General features: G+C 66.8%; 20 protein-coding genes and 1 pseudogene. 12 read left to right on the top strand and 9 right to left on the bottom strand.

Going from position 1 to position 19,958, the window contains the following annotated elements:
• Positions 1-35: 35 nt before the first annotated feature.
• From MJ601_RS14650 to mnmA, 6 genes are all read right to left on the bottom strand, one after another.
• The gene (locus tag MJ601_RS14650; protein WP_242127684.1) at positions 36-2,159 is read right to left on the bottom strand and encodes a sodium-translocating pyrophosphatase; all 2,124 of its coding nucleotides are present in this window, start codon (positions 2,157-2,159) and stop codon (positions 36-38) included.
• Positions 2,160-2,403: 244 nt separating this feature from the next.
• Positions 2,404-3,327: a thiamine-phosphate kinase gene (thiL, locus tag MJ601_RS14645; protein WP_242127682.1), complete on the bottom strand. Its 924-nt coding sequence runs from the start codon at positions 3,325-3,327 to the stop codon at positions 2,404-2,406.
• A 39-nt stretch (positions 3,328-3,366) separates the two neighbouring features.
• A complete protein-coding gene (gene nusB / locus MJ601_RS14640; protein ID WP_242127680.1) occupies positions 3,367-3,813 on the bottom strand; it encodes a transcription antitermination factor NusB in 447 nt (148 codons plus the stop codon).
• An 87-nt stretch (positions 3,814-3,900) separates the two neighbouring features.
• Positions 3,901-5,190 (bottom strand): histidinol dehydrogenase, encoded by a 1,290-nt coding sequence (gene hisD / locus MJ601_RS14635; RefSeq protein WP_242127678.1) that lies wholly within the window; start codon positions 5,188-5,190, stop codon positions 3,901-3,903.
• Positions 5,180-5,842 (bottom strand): ATP phosphoribosyltransferase, encoded by a 663-nt coding sequence (gene hisG, locus MJ601_RS14630; RefSeq protein WP_242127675.1) that lies wholly within the window; start codon positions 5,840-5,842, stop codon positions 5,180-5,182. The genes hisD and hisG overlap by 11 nt, the downstream gene beginning before the upstream one ends.
• Before the next feature lie 41 nt (positions 5,843-5,883).
• The gene (gene mnmA / locus MJ601_RS14625) at positions 5,884-6,990 is read right to left on the bottom strand and encodes a tRNA 2-thiouridine(34) synthase MnmA (RefSeq protein WP_242127673.1); all 1,107 of its coding nucleotides are present in this window, start codon (positions 6,988-6,990) and stop codon (positions 5,884-5,886) included.
• A gap of 120 nt (positions 6,991-7,110) precedes the next feature.
• Between mnmA and MJ601_RS14620 the strand changes: the two genes are divergently transcribed.
• The 3 genes from MJ601_RS14620 to MJ601_RS14610 all read left to right on the top strand — a co-directional run bounded on the left by MJ601_RS14620 (position 7,111) and on the right by MJ601_RS14610 (position 8,227).
• Complete coding sequence (locus tag MJ601_RS14620) at positions 7,111-7,407, top strand: hypothetical protein (protein WP_242127671.1); 297 nt, start codon at positions 7,111-7,113, stop codon at positions 7,405-7,407.
• A 108-nt stretch (positions 7,408-7,515) separates the two neighbouring features.
• Positions 7,516-7,815 (top strand): CtrA inhibitor SciP, encoded by a 300-nt coding sequence (gene sciP / locus MJ601_RS14615; RefSeq protein WP_007687284.1) that lies wholly within the window; start codon positions 7,516-7,518, stop codon positions 7,813-7,815.
• A gap of 157 nt (positions 7,816-7,972) precedes the next feature.
• The gene (locus MJ601_RS14610) at positions 7,973-8,227 is read left to right on the top strand and encodes a GlsB/YeaQ/YmgE family stress response membrane protein (RefSeq protein WP_025549750.1); all 255 of its coding nucleotides are present in this window, start codon (positions 7,973-7,975) and stop codon (positions 8,225-8,227) included.
• Between the two features lie 58 nt (positions 8,228-8,285).
• Here MJ601_RS14610 and MJ601_RS14605 read toward each other — a convergent pair whose 3' ends face one another.
• On the bottom strand, positions 8,286-8,534 hold the full coding sequence (locus MJ601_RS14605) for a GlsB/YeaQ/YmgE family stress response membrane protein (RefSeq protein ID WP_242127670.1): 249 nt from the start codon (positions 8,532-8,534) through the stop codon (positions 8,286-8,288).
• Positions 8,535-8,706: 172 nt separating this feature from the next.
• Here MJ601_RS14605 and MJ601_RS14600 point away from each other — a divergent pair, with 172 nt between their 5' ends.
• The 3 genes from MJ601_RS14600 (at position 8,707) to MJ601_RS14590 (ending at position 14,470) form a co-directional block, all read left to right on the top strand.
• Entirely contained in the window at positions 8,707-9,879 is a 1,173-nt protein-coding gene (locus MJ601_RS14600; RefSeq protein ID WP_242127668.1) for an efflux RND transporter periplasmic adaptor subunit, read from the top strand.
• 106 nt (positions 9,880-9,985) lie between these two features.
• Positions 9,986-13,144: an efflux RND transporter permease subunit gene (locus MJ601_RS14595; protein ID WP_242127666.1), complete on the top strand. Its 3,159-nt coding sequence runs from the start codon at positions 9,986-9,988 to the stop codon at positions 13,142-13,144.
• 60 nt (positions 13,145-13,204) lie between these two features.
• Positions 13,205-14,470, top strand: a complete 1,266-nt coding sequence (locus tag MJ601_RS14590) for a DUF445 domain-containing protein (RefSeq protein WP_242127664.1) — start codon at positions 13,205-13,207, stop codon at positions 14,468-14,470.
• On the opposite strand, the gene MJ601_RS14585 is transcribed toward MJ601_RS14590, so the two are convergent.
• Together MJ601_RS14585 and MJ601_RS14580 are read right to left on the bottom strand one after the other, a co-directional pair.
• The gene (locus MJ601_RS14585) at positions 14,471-14,905 is read right to left on the bottom strand and encodes a hypothetical protein (RefSeq protein WP_242127713.1); all 435 of its coding nucleotides are present in this window, start codon (positions 14,903-14,905) and stop codon (positions 14,471-14,473) included.
• Between the two features lie 3 nt (positions 14,906-14,908).
• Positions 14,909-15,091, bottom strand: a pseudogene (locus tag MJ601_RS14580) (EF-hand domain-containing protein); the annotation flags it as partial.
• A 180-nt stretch (positions 15,092-15,271) separates the two neighbouring features.
• On the opposite strand from MJ601_RS14580, the gene MJ601_RS14575 reads away from it, so the two are divergent.
• The 6 genes from MJ601_RS14575 (at position 15,272) to ribH (ending at position 19,947) form a co-directional block, all read left to right on the top strand.
• Positions 15,272-15,952: an energy transducer TonB gene (locus tag MJ601_RS14575; RefSeq protein WP_242127662.1), complete on the top strand. Its 681-nt coding sequence runs from the start codon at positions 15,272-15,274 to the stop codon at positions 15,950-15,952.
• Positions 15,953-15,974: 22 nt separating this feature from the next.
• Complete coding sequence (locus MJ601_RS14570) at positions 15,975-16,505, top strand: hypothetical protein (RefSeq protein ID WP_242127659.1); 531 nt, start codon at positions 15,975-15,977, stop codon at positions 16,503-16,505.
• Between the two features lie 20 nt (positions 16,506-16,525).
• A complete protein-coding gene (ribD, locus tag MJ601_RS14565) occupies positions 16,526-17,515 on the top strand; it encodes a bifunctional diaminohydroxyphosphoribosylaminopyrimidine deaminase/5-amino-6-(5-phosphoribosylamino)uracil reductase RibD (RefSeq protein ID WP_281061339.1) in 990 nt (329 codons plus the stop codon).
• A gap of 30 nt (positions 17,516-17,545) precedes the next feature.
• Positions 17,546-18,154, top strand: a complete 609-nt coding sequence (locus tag MJ601_RS14560) for a riboflavin synthase (RefSeq protein WP_242127655.1) — start codon at positions 17,546-17,548, stop codon at positions 18,152-18,154.
• 75 nt (positions 18,155-18,229) lie between these two features.
• Entirely contained in the window at positions 18,230-19,513 is a 1,284-nt protein-coding gene (ribB, locus tag MJ601_RS14555; protein ID WP_242127653.1) for a 3,4-dihydroxy-2-butanone-4-phosphate synthase, read from the top strand.
• Between the two features lie 11 nt (positions 19,514-19,524).
• Entirely contained in the window at positions 19,525-19,947 is a 423-nt protein-coding gene (ribH, locus tag MJ601_RS14550; RefSeq protein ID WP_242127651.1) for a 6,7-dimethyl-8-ribityllumazine synthase, read from the top strand.
• The last annotated feature ends 11 nt before the right edge of the window (positions 19,948-19,958 follow it).

Below are 19,958 nucleotides of genomic sequence, written 5' to 3'. Positions count from 1 at the left end.
GCCATTTCCCTGTCTTTTCCTTTTTTGCCGGTGGCTTACCCGCCGTGCGCCAGCGCCGCCAGCAGCAGCAGGGCGACGATGTTGGTGATCTTGATCATCGGATTGACCGCCGGCCCCGCCGTGTCCTTATAAGGATCGCCGACCGTATCACCCGTCACCGCGGCCTTGTGGGCTTCGCTGCCCTTGCCGCCATGATGGCCGTCCTCGATGAACTTCTTGGCATTGTCCCATGCGCCGCCGCCCGACGTCATGGAGAGGGCGACGAACAGGCCGGAGACGATCACGCCCAGCAGCAGCGCCCCCAGGGCCGCAAAGCCGTTGGGCGTCCCCGCCACCGCCGAGATCGCGAAATAGACGACGATCGGCGCCAGCACCGGCAGCAGGCTGGGGATGATCATCTCCTTGATCGCGGCGCGAGTGACCAGGTCCACGGTGCGGGCATAGTCGGGCCGCGACGTGCCCTCCATGATCCCCTTGTTGGTGGCGAACTGGTCTCGCACGTCCTTCACCACGTCGCCTGCCGCGCGGCCCACGGCGGTCATGCCCATGGCGCCGAACAGATAGGGCAGCAGCGCGCCCAGCAGCAGGCCGACGATGACATAGGGGTTGGACAGGCTGAAATCGACCGGCTCGGTCAGGCCCAGCGCGCTGTTGTAGAATTTGAGGTCCTCCGTGTACGCGCCGAACAGCACCAGCGCGGCCAGCCCCGCCGAGCCGATGGCATAGCCCTTGGTCACGGCCTTGGTCGTGTTGCCCACGGCGTCGAGCGCGTCGGTCTTCACCCGGACGCTGTCGTCCAGATGCGACATCTCCGCGATGCCGCCCGCATTGTCGGTGACGGGACCATAGGCGTCCAGCGCCACCACCATGCCCGCCAGCGCCAGCATGGCGGTCGCGGCGAAGGCGATGCCGATCAGGCCCGCGAGTTGATGCGCGATGATGATGCCCGCCACGATCACCAGCGTCGGCAGCGCCGTCGCCTCCAGGCTGACGGCCAGCCCCTGGATGACATTGGTTCCATGGCCGGTTTCCGACGCACGGGCGATGCTGCGCACCGGGCGATAGTTGGTGCCGGTATAATATTCGGTGATCCAGACGATCAGGCCGGTCACCGCCAGCCCCACCATCATCGCCCAGAACAGGGCCATGCCGGTATAGCCGCCCGACCCGTCGAGATCGGTGCCGAAACGGGCGTTGAGATCGCCCAGGGTGTACTGCGTCACGGCATAAAGCGCCGGAATCGACAGGATCGCCGTCGTCCAGAAGCCCTTGTAGAGCGCACCCATGATCGACTGGCTCGACCCCAGCCGCACCATATAGGTGCCGATGATCGAGGTGATGATGCACACGCCGCCGACGATCAGCGGCAACGACATGAGCTGCATCAGAAAGGCGTTGTCCACGCCCTTCACCAGCAGCGCCGTCAGCACCATGGTCGCGCCGACCGTCACCACATAGGTTTCGAACAGGTCCGCCGCCATGCCCGCGCAGTCGCCCACATTGTCGCCGACATTGTCCGCGATCACGGCGGGGTTGCGCGGGTCATCCTCGGGAATGCCGGCCTCGACCTTGCCGACCAGGTCGGCGCCGACGTCCGCCGCCTTGGTGAAGATGCCGCCGCCCAGACGCGCGAAGATGGAGATGAGGCTGGCGCCGAAGGCCAGCGCGACGAGGGAATCGATGACGATCCGGTCGTCGGGCGCATGGCCCGCCGGACCGGTCAGATACCAGAAGAAGGTGCTGATCGCGAGCAGCGCCAGCCCCGCCACCAGCATGCCCGTGATCGCGCCCGCGCGGAAGGCCACCGTCAGCCCGCTTTGCAGCGTGTCGCGGGCGGCCTCCGCGGTGCGGACATTGGCGCGCACCGAAATGTTCATGCCGATGAAGCCCGCCGCCCCCGACAGCAGCGCGCCGATCAGGAATCCGATGGCCGATACCCCGCCCAGGAAGAAGAAGACCAGCGCGGCGACGACGACGCCGACCATGGCGATGGTCGTATATTGGCGGCCGAGATAGGCCTTCGCCCCCTCCTGAATCGCGCCCGCAATCTGTTGCATGGTTTCGTTGCCGGCGGATGCCGCCAGCACCTGTCGACTGGTGAACAGGCCGTAGAGCACGGCCAGCAGGCCGCACCCTATGGCAATCGAGACAATCTGCATGGATGTTCCTCTCCCCCTGTTATGCCTGTCATCGGCCGCTCCGCAGGGAATGACGGGCGGGCGAAAAGCGCAGAGGCGGGCCGCCGGATGCATGGCATCCGGCATCGGGCACCGCGTCAATCAGCAACAGGCTCACGCACATCATGCGGTCCTACCGGGCTGAAGAAAGGATGGGCAGAAGCTACAGGGCGAACGGCGCGCGTCAACCCATTACGATCATGCCGCAAATCGCCCGCGTTTAGGGTCAGAGCCCTGAGCCATGCTCCCAGCCGAGCCGTCCGGGCAGCGGAAAGGCGACCCCGTCGATCATCAGCGTCAGTCCCTTGCCCCTGGCGAAGCGGCCCACCGGGATCGCGCGCACCGGCGGCCTGACCGCGGCGGGCAGGGCGAAGAGCAGTTCATAATCGTCCCCTGCCCGCGCGGCGGCGATCTGGACCGCGCTGCTGGCGCCGCGCGCCGCCTCCAGCGCGGGGGAAAGCGGGACATGATCGATGGTGACGGCAAGGCCGCTTGCCTCCGCCATCCGCGCCGCGTCGATCAGCAGGCCGTCGGAAACATCCATCATCGCATGGACATGGCGGGCGAGCAGCGCGCCCTCGGCCAGGCGCGGGCGCGGGCGGCGATAGGCCTCCACCAGCGGCCCCGAAGCGCCGGACATGGTCCTGAGCAGGTCCAGTCCCACCCCGGCATCGCCGACCGGGCCGGTCAGATAGAGCCGGTCGCCCGCCTGCGCGCCGCCGCGAACCGGGACCGGGCCGGTCGCTTCGCCCAGGGCGGTCAGGCTGTAGCTGCGCGGCGCGCGCTTGGGCATCTGCACCGTATCGCCGCCCAGCAAAGGCATGGCATGGCGCGCCAGAGCCTCGCCCAGGCCTTCGAGAAAAGCCGCATCCCAATCACCGTCGCCCGACAGGGCGTAGTTGAGCAGGCAACCGATGGGCTTCGCCCCCTTGGCGGCCAGATCGGACAGATTCACCGCCGCGAGCTTCCATCCGATGTCGGCGGGCGGATCGGCCGGGAGATAATGCACCCCCTCCACCATCGTATCGCTGGTCAGGATCAGGCGACTGCCGCCGATTTCCAGCACCGCGACATCATCCTGCAAACCCTGCGCGGCAGGATCGTTCGCCAGCAGGCGGAGCAGGGTCAGGAAACGGGATTCAGCGGACATGGCTGGAACCTGCCCCTTTCGCCTTAAGAAATCCCTCCGTTACGAACGCACGTCCTTCGCCACCGCGTCGAGCAGGCCGTTGACGAAACCCGCCTCGCGCTTGTCGTAGAAGGCGTGCGCCACATCGACATATTCGCTGATGACGGTGCCGGTCGCCACATCCTTGCGGGCGAGCAGTTCATAGGTACCCGCGCGCAGGATCTGCCGCATCGGCTTGTCGAGCCGCTCAAGGCTCCAGCCCAGGGAGAGGCGCGCGGCGACCAGCCCGTCAATCTCCTCGCGGCGGCGGTCCACGCCCTGCACGATATCGTCGAAGAAGCTCTCCTCCGCCTGCGCATAGGTCACATCCTCGATGGTCGCGCCCAGCCGGTGCTGGTGGAATTCATGCAGCAGCAGATGGAGCGGCGTGCCCTCCATTTCGAGCTGGTAGAGCGCCTGGACCGCGGCAAGGCGCGCGGCGGAGCGGGATTTGGAGCGATCGTTCATCAACAGGTCCATAGCCGTTCGAACCGGAAATGTCGAAACCGGTCCGGATCAGAAAAATGACCCCACATGTTCAGTGGGGCAAACGAATTATTGAAGCCGCAGCGCCACCGAAGCCGCATGTGCCGGAAGCCCCTCCGCCTCCGCCAGCGCGACGGCGGCAGGGCCGATGGCGTCGATGCCGCTCTGATTGAGGCTGAGGAAACTGGTCCGCTTCATGAAGTCCAGTACCGACAGCCCCGAAGAGAAGCGCGCGCGGCGCCCGGTCGGCAGCACATGGTTGGGCCCGGCGACATAATCGCCCACCGCCTCGGGCGTCATGCGGCCCAGGAACACCGATCCGGCATGGCGCACCTGAGCGAACAGCGCATCGGGATCGTCCACGGCGAGTTCCAGATGCTCGGCCGCCAGGCGGTCCACCAGCGGCATCGCCTCTTCGAGATCGCGCACGACGATGATCGCGCCATTGGCGTTCCAGCTCGCCCGCGCCACCTGCTGCGTCGCCAACTGGCCCAAGCGCCCTTCCACGGCCTTTTCCACCTCGGCGGCAAAGGCCGCATCGTCCGTGAAGAGGATCGACTGGCTGGTCGGGTCATGTTCCGACTGGCTGAGGAGATCGGCGGCGATCCAGTCGGGATTGTTCTTCCTGTCGGCCACCACGACGATCTCGGACGGCCCGGCGACCATGTCGATGCCGACCACGCCGTAAAGCTGGCGCTTCGCCTCCGCCACCCAGGCATTGCCGGGCCCGGTGATGACGTCCACCGGCCTGATCCGGTCCGTGCCATAGGCAAGCGCCGCCACCGCCTGCGCGCCGCCGATCCGCCAGATTTCCTCGATCCCCGCGATAGAGGCCGCCGCAAGGACCAGCGGATTGATCTCGCCATGGGGGGTCGGCGTCACCATGGCGATGCGCGACACGCCCGCCACCCTGGCGGGGATCACATTCATCAGCAGCGAACTGGGATAGGCCGCCCGCCCGCCCGGCACATAGAGGCCCGCCGCATCCACGGCGCTCCAGCGCGCGCCCAGGCGCACGCCCGCCGCATCAATGCTGTCGCTGTCCTGCGGCTTCTGCTTTTCATGATAGGCCGCGATCCGCGCCGCCGCGAGTTCCAGCGCGTCGCGCAAGGGCGTCGAAATCGCGTCCAGCGCCGCGCGGCATTCGGCAGGCGCCACCGCCCAGCCGCTGACGTCCAGATCATGCCGGTCGAAGCGCCTGGTATAATCGGCGAGCGCCGCGTCGCCCTCGGCCCGGACGCGCTTCAGGATCGCGGTCACGTCGCGCGACACATCCTCGTCGGCCTCGCGCCGGGCATCGACCAGCGCGGTGAAGGCGGAAGCGAAATCGCCGTCACGGCTGTCGAGCCTAAGCGGCATCCTTCACCCCCACGGCCTTGCGGAAAGCTTCCACCAGCGGCGTCAGTTCCGCCGAGCGCATCTTGTAGGCAGCGCGGTTGACGATCAGCCGCGCCGACACCTGCATGATCACATTGGTCTCGACCAGGCCATTGGCCTTAAGCGTCGCGCCCGACGACACCAGGTCGACGATCCGCCGCGACAGGCCGAGCGATGGCGCCAGTTCCATCGCGCCGTTCAGCTTCACGCATTCGGCCTGGATGCCCCGCGCCTCATAATATTTGCGCGTGAGATAGGGATATTTGGTCGCGACGCGCACATGGCTCATCGCGGCTTCGTCCTCTTGCGACAGGCCCACGGGCTCGGCCACGGACAGGCGACAATGCCCCATGTCGAGATCGACCGGCGCGTAGATTTCCGAATAATCGAACTCTTCCAGCACGTCCGATCCGACGATGCCGATCTGCGCCGCGCCATGCGCCACGAAGGTCGCCACGTCGAAGGCGCGCACGCGGATGATCGAGACGTCGGGCCGGTTGGTGGCGAAGCGCAGCGCGCGGCTCTTCTTGTCATGGAACTCCGCCTCCGGCTCGATACCGGCTTTGGCGAGCAGGGGCAGCGCCTCATCGAGGATGCGCCCCTTGGGAATGGCGAAGGTGAGCGGACGAGTCATGACGCGCGGGCCTTACTTGCGCGGGCGCAAAAGGACAAGTTTCATGCAGCCTCGGCCAACGCCCCCTCGGTCGCCGCGATCCAGCCGCCGCCCAGCACCCGGTCGCCCGCATAGAGCACCGCCGCCTGTCCCGGCGCCACGCCATATTCAGCAGCCCCGAACACCAGCCGATCGCCCTCCAGCCGCGCCGGAACGGGCTTCGCCATGGATCGCACCTTGGCGGTCAGCGGCCCGGCAAAGTCCCCGCCCAGCCAGTTGATGTCGGACAGCCGCGCCGCCGACACCGCCAGCGCCGCCTTCGGCCCGACGATCACGCGCCGCCCTTCGGCATCCAGCCGCACGACATAGAGCGGCTCGGCCTGCCCACCGATCTCCAGCCCCTTGCGCTGGCCGACCGTATAATGGATCATCCCCTTGTGGGTGCCCATCACGCGCCCGTCGATATGGACGATGTCGCCGCCCTCGTCGGCATCGGGGCGCAGCTTGCGCACGATCTTCGCATAATCGCCATCGGGCACGAAGCAGATATCCTGGCTGTCGGGCTTCATCGCCACCGACAGGCCCAGTTCGGCCGCGATCTCGCGCACCTGCGGCTTGGGCAGGCCGCCCAGCGGGAAACGCAGATAGTCGAGCTGCGCCTGAGTCGTGGCGAACAGGAAATAGCTCTGGTCCCGCGCCGGATCGGCCGCGCGGTGCAGCTCGGCGCCCTGCGCCCCCTCCACCCGGCGGACATAATGACCGGTGGCGAGACAGTCCGCCCCCAGGTCGCGCGCGATCTGGAACAGGTCCGTGAACTTCACCCCCATATTGCACTTCACGCAGGGGATGGGGGTGCGCCCGGCCATATATTCATCGGCGAAATCGGCAATCACCGATTCCCGGAACCGGCTTTCATAATCAAACACATAATGCGCGATGCCGATGCGATCCGCGACCGCGCGGGCATCGCGGATATCCTGCCCGGCGCAGCAGCTTCCGGTGCGGCCGACCGCCGCCCCATGATCGTAAAGCTGAAGCGTGACGCCGATGGTTTCCGCCCCGGTGCGCGCGGCGAGCGCGGCGACGACGCTGGAATCCACGCCGCCCGACATGGCAACGACGATACGCCGCGCGTCGAGCGGCTGGGGAAGCTGGAACTCAGGCTGCATGGGCGGGCATATAGTCGTCCGCGCCGATCCGTTCCAGCCGGATTCCGCCGGTCGCAAATCGCATCGAAATCGGGGGCAAGTTTACCGGACCTTATCCTTTAGCCGGTAGAGCCGATCACCATGGATTTGGGATTCCTTCGGACAGGCGGGCTGAAACCCAGCTTCGTCAAGCCTTCGGGCCGGCGGCGCGTGCCGGTCTGGCCGTCACTGCGGGCCGCTTCGGCGGCGGCGCAGGCGGCCAGCCCGACCGCATTGGCGGTGGCGGAGGTCCTGCGGGGGCAGGAAATCGAGGGCGACTGGATCCAGGAACTGGCCGACATCCTCGCGCCACGTTCCGGCGGCAACATCGAGGCCGCAGGGCTCGCGGGAAGCTTTAACCCGTTGATCGCGAACCGTTTAAGGGTGGGGCAAGGATGATGAAGGGGGCGTTTACCGTGGCGCTTTAGGCCCTGTTCAGGGCTTTGGGCGCAAACAGTTTCGCACTGCTGAAATCGGCAATGCCAGTGCCGCTTATTGAGGGTGATAATGATCGAAAACCAGAAAATCAGACCTGCACAGGTCGTCGGGCCGCTCGGAGAACCCCTGACTCTGGAAAGCCTGCCGCCGGTGGACACCACCCGCTGGGTGGTCCGCCGCAAGGCTGAAGTCGTGGCAGCCGTGAACGGCGGCCTGCTGACCGTGGATGAAGCCTGCGCGCGTTATTCCCTGACGCTCGAGGAATTTGCGAGCTGGCAGCGCGCAGTCGACCGGTCGGGCATGCACGGCCTGCGCGTGACGCGGATCCAATATTACAAGTCCCTCTACGAACGTCAGCAGAAATACTGAACTTTCCCCCCAGGGTCGCAATGCGGAAGGCCGCCGGATCGATATCCGGCGGCCTTCCGCTTTTTCGGCCGATCGGTCGTCATGGAACGCAAAGCCGGTTTCCTCGTTGAACAGGTCAGCCTACCCGAAAGGGGCTGTGGTCCAAGGAGAGTGAGAAATGGGCATCATTTTGTGGCTTGTCGTCGGCGGCATCATCGGCTGGCTCGCCAGCATGGTCATGCGCACCGATGCGCAACAGGGCATCCTGCTGAACATCGTCGTCGGCATCGTCGGCGCTTTCATAGGCGGCCTGATTTTCAGCGGCGGTTCGATCAATGACGGCCTGACGCTCTACAGTTTCCTCGTGTCGCTGGTCGGCGCGATCATCCTACTGGCGATCGTCAACCTGGTCCGTCGCGGGTCCGTCCGCTAAACCCGCAACCCCTTCGAAAGGGGCCGCGTCCGATGACGGCGCGGCCCCTTTTTCCGTTTCAGTTCCGGCCGGCGAAAAGGCGGTAGAGGAACAGAACCGCGATCGATCCCAATATGGCGGCGATGAAGCTCGCCCGCTCGCCCGGCGCGTAGATGCCCAGCATCCGCCCGACATAGCCCGCCAGCAACGCCCCGGCGATGCCGAGCAGGATCGTGACGATGCAGCCGCCCGGATCCCGGCCTGGCATGACCAGCCGGGCAATCGTGCCCGCAAAGAGGCCGACGATCAGCCATCCCAGCAATTCCATCTGCGTTCTCCAGCCGCTATAGACGACCCTGGCGGTATATTCCTCTATCTTTGGCAATGCGAAACGATTTTGCGGGCCGCTCGCCAGGAACGAGATTTGAGGGCTTGAGCCGGGTGATGTATTCATATAATACAGCAACCCGCACGGCATCGTGCCGAAAGATGGATTCACGATGAATTATGAAACCCCTGTGGTCGGCGACGTGCCGGTAGACATGGCTGAGGAGCGTGACGAGCGGCCCCTCTGGCGCAGGCGAATCGTCATTGGCGCTGTTATCGCTATCATCCTGATCGCCGTCGCCGCCTGGGTCGGCATGCGCGGCAAGGGCGCCGAAATCCAGTCCAGCGCGACTCAGGCACCGGTCGTCACGGTGATCAGCCCCGGCCAGTCGATGGTGTCGCACACCATCAACGCGACCGGATCGCTCGCCGCGCGGGTGGAAATGCCCGTCGGCGTCGTCGGCGAGGGCGGCGCGGTGAGCCGCGTGCTGGTCCAGCCGGGCGATTGGGTCAGGGCCGGACAGATATTGGCCACGGTCGAACGGTCGGTGCAGAGCGAGCAGATCCGCTCGCTCGCCGCGCAGGTGGAGGTCAACCGCGCCGATGCCAAGCTGGCGCAGGCGCAGCTCGATCGCGCCAAGGCGCTTGTTTCGCGCGGCTTCATCAGTCAGGCCGATATCGACCAGCGCACCGCGACCCGCGATGCCGCCAACGCCCGCGTCAACGTCGCCATCGCCCAGCTCGCCGAACAGCGCGCGCGCACCGGGCGGCTCGACATCCGCGCACCCGCCGCCGGGCTGGTGCTGACGCGCAGCGTCGAACCGGGCCAGATCGTGGGATCTGGCAGCGCCGTGCTGTTCCGCATGGCGCGGGACGGCGCGATGGAGATGCTGGCCCAGGTCAGCGAAGGCGATCTGGCAGCGCTGCGCGTCGGCAACAGCGCGACCGTCACGCCGGTGGGCGGAACGGCGCAATTCGCCGGGCGCATCTGGCAGATATCGCCGGTGGTGGACAATCAGAACCGGCAGGGCATCGCCCGCATCGCCATACCCTATAATGCGGCGATCCGTCCGGGCGGCTTTGCCTCGGCCTCCATCGTCAGCGGCACGGGCGCGGCGCCGATGCTGCCGGAATCGGCGGTGCAGAGCGACGAGAAGGGCAATTATGTCTATGTCGTCAACGGCCGCAACGAAGTGCAGCGGCGCGAGGTCAAGGTCGGCCAGGTGACCGATGCGGGCGTATCGATCCTGAACGGCCTCAATGGCGATGAGCGCATCGTCGCTTCGGCGGGAGCCTTCCTGACGCCGGGGCAGAAGGTGAAGCCGGAAGCCGGCAAGTCGAAATGACAGGGCCGGGCACGCTCCAGCATCCTTCGGAAATGGGAAGACCGGTTTTCCGTATGAAGGGATGCGGCAGGAAAGAGCGCGCCCGAGCGCAGGCGAGGAAGCCGTCATGAATTTCCGCAATATCTCCGCCTGGGCCATTCGCAACCCGGTGTCGCCGCTGGTCCTGTTCGTGGCGCTGCTGCTGGCCGGCCTGGTCAGCTTCAGCCGGATGCACGTCAACCAGAATCCCGACGTCAGCTTCCCCATGGCCAGCGTCGTCGTACGCCAGCCCGGCGCCGCGCCGACGGAACTGGAAACGCAGGTGACGCAGCGCATCGAGGCCGCCGTGCGCGGCATCAGCGGCGTGGACGAGATCACGTCCTGGGTGACGGAGGGCCAGTCCAACACCAATGTGCAGTTCCAGATCGGAACGCCGGTCGACCGCGCCGTCAATGACGTGAAGAATGCCGTCGACCAGATTCGCAGCGACCTGCCCCAGGGCATATTGGAACCGCAGATCAGCCGCGTCGATATCGACGGCGGCCCGATCGCCTATTTCAGCGCCGAAACCACCGACATGACGCTGGAGGAACTGTCCTGGTATGTCGACAATACGGTGGCCAAGCGGCTGCTGGCCGTGCCCGGCATGGCGGCGGTCAAGCGCGGCGGCGGCGTCTCCCGCGAAATCCGCGTCATCCTGAACCCCGCCAAGCTGCAATCGCACGGCATCACCGCGTCCCAGGTCAATCAGCAGCTCCAGCAGGTCAATCTGAACGCGGCGGGCGGCCGCACCGAGATTGCGGGCGCGGAACAGGCGATCCGCGTGCTGGGCAACGCGCGCGACGCCTATGCGCTGGGCCAGACGCAGATCGCCATTTCCGGCGGCCGCACCGTCAAGCTGGCGGACCTGGCCGATGTGCGCGACATGTATGCCGAACAGCGCTCGCTCGCGTTGATGAACGGGCGGCAGGTGACCAGCTTCAGCATGGAAAAGGCGAAGGGATCGTCCGACGTCACCGTGTTCGACGATGCGATGAAGGTGCTGGACCAGCTCAAGAAGGAAAATCCCAAGGTCCGCTACAAGCAGCTCTATACCAGCGTCGAATATACCAAGGGGCAATATCATTCCGCCATGCAGGCGATGATCGAGGGCGCGGTGCTGGCCGTGGTCATCGTCTTCCTGTTCCTGCGCGACTGGCGGGCGACGATGATTTCCGCGCTGGCCATTCCGCTGTCGGCGATTCCCGCCTTCTGGTTCATGGACATGATGGGCTTCACGCTGAACGGCATCTCGCTGCTGGCATTGAGCCTGGTCGCGGGCGTGCTGGTCGACGACGCCATCGTGGAGATCGAGAATATCGTGCGCCACATGCGCATGGGCAAAAGCGCCTATCAGGCGGCGATCGACGCCGCCGACGAAATCGGCCTCGCCGTGCTGGCGACCACCATGGCGATCGTCGCCGTGTTCCTGCCGGTGGCACTGATGCCGGGCATTTCGGGCCAGTTCTTCATCCAGTTCGGCATGACCGTGGTGGTCGCGGTGCTGCTGAGCCTGGCGGTCGCGCGCCTGATCACGCCGATGATCGCCGCCTATTTCCTGAAGGCCCATGGCCAGGAAAGCCATGGCGAAGGCTGGCTGATGGACGCCTATATGGCCGTGCTGCGCTGGTCGCTGGACGAACGCCGGGCCATCGCCCACCGCGCCCGCGGCGGCACGGCGCGCTTCACGGCCTGGCTGCGCGATCATCGCTTCTGGACCCTGGGCATCGGCTTTGCCGCCTTCCTCGCCACCATCTTCGCGTTCGGCACGCTGCCCATGTCGTTCCAGCCCACCATCGACACCGATTTCAGCCAGGTGAAGGTGGAAACCGTGCCGGGCAGCACCCTGCAGCAGACCACCGCCATCACCCGCCGCGTCGCCGACATGCTCGCGGCGGACAAGGACATGGTCGAGGCTGCCTTCGCCGACATCCAGACGACCGGCGCCGACATCTACCTGACCTTGCGGAAGGACCGGCCGATGTCGTCGGTCGCATGGGAACGCAAGGTCGCGCCGCAGTTCCAGCAGGTCGCCGACGCGCGCGTCAATTTCCAGTCGCAGTCGGGCGGCGGCTTCGGCCGCGACATCATCATCATGCTGGGCAGCGACGATCCGGCGAAGCTGGAGCAGACCGCCAACAGGCTGGTCGCCGAGATGACGGGCATCTCCGAACTGCGCGCGCCGCGCGTGCAGGGCGACATGAACCGCCCCGAAATCGTCATCAAGCCGCGCTTCGACCTGGCCGCCAGCATGGGCGTCACCACCGCCGCGCTCAGCCAGACCATCCGCGTCGCGACGATCGGCGACATCGACCAGAACAGCGCCAAATTCTCCCTCTCCGACCGGCAGATCCCGATCCGCGTGTCGATCGCGGAAAACAGCCGCCGCGATATCGGCACGATAGAGAATATGCCGGTGCCGACGGTCAGCGGCGGCTCCGTGCCGCTCAAGGTGGTCGCCGATATCGAGTTCGGCGCCGGCCCGACGCAGATCCGCCGCTACAACCAGATCCGGCGCATCGTCGTCGGCGCCGACCTGGCGCCGGGCATCGTCACCAGCCAGGCCATGACCAAGATCAACGCCCTCCCCACCATGAAGGCGATCAACGAAGGACGGGTCGCGGGCGTGCAGAAGCTGAACACCGGCGACAGCAAATGGCAGGCCGAGATGATCCAGAATTTCGTCATCGCGGTCATTTCCGGCATCCTGCTGGTGCTGGCCGTGCTGACGCTGCTCTACAAGCGGTTGATGCCGCCCTTCGTCAATCTGGCTTCGCTGCTGCTGGCGCCGCTGGGCGGTGCGCTGGCGCTGCACCTCACCGGCAATCCGGTGTCGATGCCGGTGCTGATCGGCCTGCTGATGCTGCTGGGCATCGTCGCCAAGAACTCGATCCTGGTGATCGACTTCGCGCTGGAGGAGATGGAAAAGGGCGTGCCCAAGATGGAGGCGATCATCGATGCCGGGCACAAGCGCGCCCAGCCCATCGTCATGACCACCGTCGCCATGGTGGCGGGCATGGTGCCGACCGCCGCCTCGCTGAGCGGCGACGGCGCCTGGCGCGCGCCGATGGGCATCACCGTGATCGGCGGCCTGATCCTGTCGACCGTGCTGACGCTGGTCATCGTTCCGGCAACCTTCAGCCTGGCGCTGGGGATAGAGGAACGGGTGGGGCCGCACCTGCGCCGCCGCCTGCTGACCTATCGGCCCGGCGATTCCGGGCCGGATGCTGCCCAACCGGCGGAATAGCAAGCCACGGGAAAAGAAGCGCTTGCCTGAACGAAACGGCGGCGTAACCGTTGGGTCGTCATGAAGCTGCTTCCCGTCCATCCGCCCGTTGCCGCCAGCCCGGTCCATCCGGCGCGGCGGATGCGGCTGATGGCGACGGGAATGCTGCTGGCGATGGCGGCGCTGTTCCTCGCGGCGCGGGCGACGGTTCACCTCCACCCGGCCATCGCGTTCGTCCAGGCCTTTGCCGAGGCGGCGATGGTCGGCGGCCTTGCCGACTGGTTCGCCGTGACGGCGCTGTTCCGCCACCCCCTCGGCCTCCCCATCCCGCACACCGCCATCATCCCGCGCAACAAGGACCGCATCGGCGACACGCTCGCCCTGTTCCTGCGCGACAATTTCCTGACCCCCGCCGTGGTCGCCCGCCGGATGCAGCGGCTGGACGTCGCGGGCGCGGCGGGCCGCTTCCTGGCCAGCCCCTCGGGCGGGGACGGACGGCTGCGCGAGGGGGCGTCCCGGCTTGCCGCCGACATATTGGAGGCGCTGGACGAGGAGCGGCTGGGCGGCATGGTGAAGGGCGCCATCGCCCAGCGATTGCGGGCGATGAACCTCGCGCCGCTGATCGGCCAGTCGTTGGAGGCGGCGATGCGCGACGGCCGCCACGCGCCGGTGATGGACGGCATCATCCACTGGGCCGACCGCACGCTGGAGGCCAACGACCATCTGATCCGCCAGATGGTTCACGACCGGTCGGGCAAGATATTGCGCTGGACGGGCCTGGACGAAAATCTCGCCAATGCGATCATCGACGGGCTGCGCAAGCTGCTGACCGACATGGCGCAGGACCCCGGCCACAGCCTGCGCCTGAAGGCCGAGGAGGGCCTGGGCAGGCTCGCCGCCGACCTGCAGCATGATCCCGAAATGCAGGCGCGGGTCGCCGGGATCCGCGACGAGATCGTCGACAATCCGGCGATGCAGCGCTGGATCGAAGGCCTGTGGGAACAGGCCCGCACCGGCCTGTTGCGGGCGGTGCGCGATCCGGGCAAGGCCATGGCGGGGCGGCTGGGCGAGGCGCTGCACCAGCTGGGCAACACGATCCAGGGGGACGCCCGGCTGCGCTTCCTCATCAACCGCTTCATGCGCCGCGCCGCCGTCGGCGCAACCGCGACCTATGGCAGCTCCATCGTCGCCCTGGTCAGCGAAACCGTGCGCGGCTGGGACGCGGGCACCGTCACCAGCCGGCTCGAACATGCGGTCGGGCGCGATCTGCAATATATCCGCATCAACGGCACGCTGGTCGGCGGACTGGTCGGCCTGGCCATCCACGCCATCGACACGCTGCTCTGATTATTCTTCCGGCTCTTCGCCCCGGCGCGGCGGCGGCGAGGGCAGTTCATCGGCGGTCAGCACGCCATCGCCATTGACGTCGAGCTGATCGAACATGGCCATGGCGGGGGCGACGAATTCCTGCAGGTCGATCTTGCCGTCGTCATTATTGTCTTCAGGATAGGGCATCGCCATCCCCGGAGGGCCCGGCGGAGGGCCATCGCCCGTCTTGCTGCCGGAAGGCCGTTTGCCTGGCGGAGGTCCACCCCGCCCGCCGCCCTCTCCGGAACCGCGACGATGACCACCGGCGCCTTCCCTCTCCGGCCCGCGCCGCTCGCCGTCCTGCGCCATGGCGCGATTCCCGTCCCGCCCTTCATGGCCCAGCATCCGCTGCATGGCTTCTACCGGCACCAGACCGTCGCCATCGGGGTCCATCAGCTTGAAGCGCTGCTCCATCCATGCCCGCATTTCCTCGCGGGTGATGCGGCCGTCGCCATTCGCATCGGCCGCCCAAGGCCCGTCCGGGCGCCCGGAAGGCTCCGGCGCGGACTGCGTTAAAGGCGATTGGGCCAAAAGCGGTTGGGCCAAAAACGGCCCGGACACAAGCAACGAACTCAGCAACAGGAGGGACGATAAACGCATCATGGCTCCAGACGTCGGGGATTGGCCCGTTCCGTCGCACCGCGACGTTGCTGCCTTATGTCCGCAGACGGCGCCTATATTGCAGCCTCCGCAAAATTAATGTTGCAACATATCATAAAACTATGATGTAACATTACATGTGATTCCTTGGAGGAATCGCCGAAAACAGGAGGATGCACGATGCAGTGGATGACATTGCGCACGGCGGAGGGGATTTCGGGCTATCGGGGCGGGCGCCGCTCCCCCATCGGCATAGGCGGCGCGGTCGCGGTCCATGCGCTGGTCGCCGGGATTTTCCTGATGATGCCGAAGGAGATGATCCAGCAATTCACGGAAGCGCCGTTCACAACCTATGCGGTCCCCGAAGCCGTGCCGCCCCCACCCGAAAAACCGGCTCCCGAAACCGACCGAAAGCTTCCGTCCCAACCCAGCCCGCAACCCACGGCGACCAAGCCGATCGTCCAGACCCCCGATTCCGGTTTCACGGCGAAGGGCGACCAGACGCCCACCGAACCGGGCACGGGTAGCGGCGCCATCACGCCGCCCTTCACGCCGCCCGCGCCCGATCCGGTGCTGGTCGACGCCACCATAGACCCCCGCGCCCTGGCGATGTTCCAGCCGGACTATCCCGGCGCGATGATACGCCAGAGCATGGAAGGCAGCGTTACCGTCCGCGTCACCATCGGAGCGGACGGGCGCGTCGTCGATATCGAGCGGCTGTCGGCCACCGACGAAGCCTTCTGGCTGGCCACGCAACGCCACGCCCTGCGCAAGTGGCGCTTCCGCCCCGCGACTCGGGACGGCGTGGCGATCAGCAGCATCAAGGTGCTGACCGTCCGCTTCCGCCTCGCAGACGTCTGAAATCAGGGGAAAGGGGCCGGTCATGACCGCATTGGACAACAGCGCTTTTGCATCCGGCCCCGCCTTCCCCTATATCGGCCGCATGGCCATCTTCCCCCGTCCGGTATCCCCCAGAAGCGCACTCAGCGATCTGTGGAGCTATTTTGCCAAGGAACGGCCGCATAAATGGCCGTTGCTGGGCCTGTCGGTCGCGCTCACATGGGTCATCATCTGGGCCTTCATCGTCGACGCCAACACCAACACCATGCCGACCCGCAACAAGATCATCTACGTCCAGAGCTGGGACGCGAACCGGTCCGACGCGGCGATCATCCTCCAGCAGAAGATCGACTTCGCCAAGAGCGAGGCCGCGCTCGCCAGGCAGCAGAAGCGGATGCAGGGTTTCGCCGACGCCTTCGGCATCGAATGGAAGGATGAGGCCGCCCGCAACGGCGCCCGCCGCCAGGAAGCCGTGAAGGCGATCAACGCGCAACTCGACGCCCGACTTGCCAGGGCCGAAGCGGAAGAAAAGGGCGAGCCCGGCAAAGCCGGAACGGGAGCGCGCCAGCCCTGATCGCCCGTCGCAAAACCGTTCTGCCGCCCGCCGATCCAGCGCAGGACCGGCGCTTCATGGCCGCAGCCATCGCCCTGTCGGAACGCGGGCGCGGCCTGTCCACGCCCAATCCCAATGTCGGCTGCCTGATCGTTCGCGACGGCCATGTCGTGGGGCGCGGCTGGACGCAGAAGGGCGGCCGCCCCCATGCCGAGGCGCAGGCGCTGGACCAGGCGATGGACCGCGCGCGCGGCGCCACCGCCTATGTGACGCTGGAGCCCTGTTTCCACCTCTCCCCCCGCGGCCCGCGCTGCGCCGACCTGATGGCGCGCGCAGGCGTGCGCCGCGTCGTCATCGCCCTGCGCGATCCCGACCCGCGCACCGACGGACAGGGCGCCGCCTGGCTGCGCAAACGCGGCATCGCCGTCGAAATGGGCCTGATGGCGCAGGAGGCCGCCGCTGCCATGCATGGCTTCGTGCTGCGCCAGACGCTGGGCCGCCCGGCCGTCACGCTGAAGCTCGGCCTGTCGCTCGACGGGCGGATCGCGCTCCAGGACGGCTCCAGCCGCTGGATCACCGGTCCCGACGCCCGCGCCCACGCCCATGTGGAACGGGCGCGCCATGACGCCATCCTGGTCGGCGGCGGCACGCTGCGCGCCGACGCGCCCAGGCTCGACGTGCGGCTTGCGGGGCTGGAGGAGCGATCCCCCCGCAAATTGCTGTTGAGCCGAAACGACGCCCCGCCGGGTTGGGAACGGATCGCCGCGCCGGAGGATATCGCCACGCTCGCCGGCGTCGATCATCTGCTGGTCGAGGGCGGCGCGCAAACCGCCGCCGCCTTCCTGCGCGCCGATCTGGTCGACCGGCTGCTGCTCTATCGTGCGCCGATCCTCATCGGCGCGGGCCTCGCGGGGATCGGCGATATCGGCCTTGCCGATCTGGCCGACGCCCATGGCCGCTGGCGGCTGCATGACGAAAGGCGGCTGGGCGACGACCGGCTGGAACTTTACCTTCGCACCCGCAGCGCCTAGGACAAGGGGCGAAAGAGGACCCCCATCACCATGTTCACCGGCATCATCACCGACATCGGCACCATCCGCAGCCATGAGCAGCGCGGCGACCTGCGCCTCCTCATCGGCTGCGGCTATGCAATGGAAACGGTCGCGATCGGTGCCTCCATCGCCTGTTCGGGCGCCTGCCTGACCGTGGTGGAAAAGGGGGCCGACTGGTTCGCGGTGGACCTGTCGGCCGAAACCGTCGCGCGCACCGCGCCGGGCCTGTGGGACCAGGGCGGCCGCCTCAATCTCGAACGCGCGCTCAAGGTTGGGGACGAACTGGGCGGCCATATCGTCACCGGCCATGTCGACGGCATCGGCACGCTGGTTTCCGCAACGCCGGAGGGGGATTCGACGCGCCTCGTCATCGCCGCGCCCGCCGCGCTGGCGTCGGCGCTGGCGGCCAAGGGATCGATCACCGTCGATGGCATCTCGCTCACGGTCAACACGGTCGAGGACCAGCCCGACGGCAGCGTGCATTTCGGCCTCAACATCATTCCGCACACCGCTGCCGCGACGACGCTCGACACGCTGGCTGCGGGCCGGGCGTTCAATCTGGAAATCGATGTGCTGGCCCGCTATCTGGACCGGATGCAGAGCCTTCGCGCGCGCTGAATGTGATTTCAACTTGATCTAATCACATTGCGGTGTGATATACGGCGCCCAGCCATCCGGCTCAGGAGTCGTTTCATGTCCGCAGCGCTTATCGATACCGTCCGCAGCCTCGTCACCGATGGCGGCATGTCCCGTTCCGGCCTGGCCCGCGCCGCCGGTCTCCACGCCAATTCGCTGCGCAAGCTGGGCGAGACGGACTGGAACCCCACCGCCGAAACGCTGGGCAAGCTGGAAACCTATCTGCTCAAGCGCGAAGGCGGCACCGCCCTCGCCAGCCCGGAGGAGATCATCAACGAGGCGCGGAACGGCCGCATGTTCATCCTGGTCGATGACGAGGACCGGGAGAATGAGGGCGACCTCGTCATCCCCGCGCAGATGGCGACGCCCGACGCGATCAACTTCATGGCCACCCATGGACGCGGCCTCATCTGCCTGGCCTTGACCAAGGCGCGGGTCGACGAACTGGGCCTGGACCTGATGAGCCGCAACAACGGCACCCGCCATGAAACCGCCTTCACCGTGTCGATCGAGGCGCGGGAGGGCGTGACCACCGGCATCAGCGCCGCCGACCGCGCCCGTACCATCTCCGTCGCGATCGACGGGTCGAAGAGCCGCGAGGACATCGTCACCCCCGGCCATGTCTTCCCGCTGGTAGCCAAGGATGGCGGGGTGCTGGTGCGCACCGGCCATACCGAGGCGGCGGTGGACGTGGCGCGGCTCGCGGGCCTCAACCCGTCCGGCGTCATCTGCGAGGTGATGAAGGATGACGGCACCATGGCCCGCCTCGACGACCTCATCCCCTTCGCCCAGAAGCACAAGATGAAGATCGGCACGATCCGCGACCTGATCGCCTATCGCCGCCGCCACGACCATATGGTCGAACGCCGCGCCGAAACCACCTTCCACAGCCAGTGGGGCGGCGACTGGAAGGCGATCAGCTTCTACAACAAGGCGACCCAGACCGAACAGATGGTGCTGCAGAAGGGTCATGTCGCACCCGACGAGCCGACGCTGGTCCGCATGCACCAGCTTTCGCTGCTCGACGATGTCTATGGCGCCACCGGCGCGCGCAGCGGCCTGCTCGGCAAGTCGATGGAGATCATCGCGCAGCAAGGCGCTGGCATCATCGTCGTCCTCACCAGCCCGTCGCCCGACGGCTCGGTCAGCCGCATCCTGCGCCATCATGCCGGACAGCCCGTCAGCAACATGGACGAACTGCGCGACTATGGCGTGGGCGCGCAGATACTGGCCGAACTCGGCGTCCACGACATGATCCTGCTCACAAACTCGCATCACAGCCTGATCGCGCTTGACGGCTATGACCTGGCCGTGGTTGGGCAGCGGGCGATCAAGCTTTAAGGGGAACCGGCGTGGCAAAATTCCTGATCGTCGAAGCGCGCTTCTACGACCATCTGAACGACCTTCTGATCGAGGGCGCGACCGCCGCGCTGGAGGATGAGGGGCATAAATATGAGGTGGTGACCGTTCCCGGCGCGCTGGAGATCCCCGGTGCGGTGGCGCTGGCGGCGGAAAGCGGCCGCTATGACGGCTTCGTCGCCATCGGCGTGGTGATCCGCGGCGAAACCTATCATTTCGAGGTGGTGTCGAACGAAAGCGCGCGCGGCCTGATGGCCCTCAGCATGGACGGCATCGCCATCGGCAACGGCATATTGACCGTCGAGAATGAGGCGCAGGCCCTGACCCGCGCCCGCAGGACCGAAAAGGACAAGGGCGGCGAAGCGGCCAAGGCCGCCATCGCCATGCTCGCCCTGCGCGAGAAATTCGGCGCCTGACGGCAACCGCA

It is taken from the genome of Sphingobium trunci (assembly GCF_022664535.1).
GTDB lineage: Bacteria > Pseudomonadota > Alphaproteobacteria > Sphingomonadales > Sphingomonadaceae > Sphingobium.
Note: the sequence above shows the minus strand (reverse complement) of the source record. Positions and strands in the feature narration are given on the sequence as shown.

Excerpts from the sequence above, each read along its gene's own strand:
- MJ601_RS14650 (WP_242127684.1), bottom strand. The coding sequence starts at position 2,159 with ATGCAGATTGTCTCGATTGCCATAGGGTGCGGCCTGCTGGCCGTGCTC.
- thiL (WP_242127682.1), bottom strand. The coding sequence starts at position 3,327 with ATGTCCGCTGAATCCCGTTTCCTGACCCTGCTCCGCCTGCTGGCGAAC.
- nusB (WP_242127680.1), bottom strand. The coding sequence starts at position 3,813 with ATGAACGATCGCTCCAAATCCCGCTCCGCCGCGCGCCTTGCCGCGGTC.
- hisD (WP_242127678.1), bottom strand. The coding sequence starts at position 5,190 with ATGCCGCTTAGGCTCGACAGCCGTGACGGCGATTTCGCTTCCGCCTTC.
- hisG (WP_242127675.1), bottom strand. The coding sequence starts at position 5,842 with ATGACTCGTCCGCTCACCTTCGCCATTCCCAAGGGGCGCATCCTCGAT.
- mnmA (WP_242127673.1), bottom strand. The coding sequence starts at position 6,990 with ATGCAGCCTGAGTTCCAGCTTCCCCAGCCGCTCGACGCGCGGCGTATC.
- MJ601_RS14620 (WP_242127671.1), top strand. The coding sequence starts at position 7,111 with ATGGATTTGGGATTCCTTCGGACAGGCGGGCTGAAACCCAGCTTCGTC.
- sciP (WP_007687284.1), top strand. The coding sequence starts at position 7,516 with ATGATCGAAAACCAGAAAATCAGACCTGCACAGGTCGTCGGGCCGCTC.
- MJ601_RS14610 (WP_025549750.1), top strand. The coding sequence starts at position 7,973 with ATGGGCATCATTTTGTGGCTTGTCGTCGGCGGCATCATCGGCTGGCTC.
- MJ601_RS14605 (WP_242127670.1), bottom strand. The coding sequence starts at position 8,534 with ATGGAATTGCTGGGATGGCTGATCGTCGGCCTCTTTGCGGGCACGATT.
- MJ601_RS14600 (WP_242127668.1), top strand. The coding sequence starts at position 8,707 with ATGAATTATGAAACCCCTGTGGTCGGCGACGTGCCGGTAGACATGGCT.
- MJ601_RS14595 (WP_242127666.1), top strand. The coding sequence starts at position 9,986 with ATGAATTTCCGCAATATCTCCGCCTGGGCCATTCGCAACCCGGTGTCG.
- MJ601_RS14590 (WP_242127664.1), top strand. The coding sequence starts at position 13,205 with ATGAAGCTGCTTCCCGTCCATCCGCCCGTTGCCGCCAGCCCGGTCCAT.
- MJ601_RS14585 (WP_242127713.1), bottom strand. The coding sequence starts at position 14,905 with ATGGAGCAGCGCTTCAAGCTGATGGACCCCGATGGCGACGGTCTGGTG.
- MJ601_RS14575 (WP_242127662.1), top strand. The coding sequence starts at position 15,272 with ATGCAGTGGATGACATTGCGCACGGCGGAGGGGATTTCGGGCTATCGG.
- MJ601_RS14570 (WP_242127659.1), top strand. The coding sequence starts at position 15,975 with ATGACCGCATTGGACAACAGCGCTTTTGCATCCGGCCCCGCCTTCCCC.
- MJ601_RS14560 (WP_242127655.1), top strand. The coding sequence starts at position 17,546 with ATGTTCACCGGCATCATCACCGACATCGGCACCATCCGCAGCCATGAG.
- ribB (WP_242127653.1), top strand. The coding sequence starts at position 18,230 with ATGTCCGCAGCGCTTATCGATACCGTCCGCAGCCTCGTCACCGATGGC.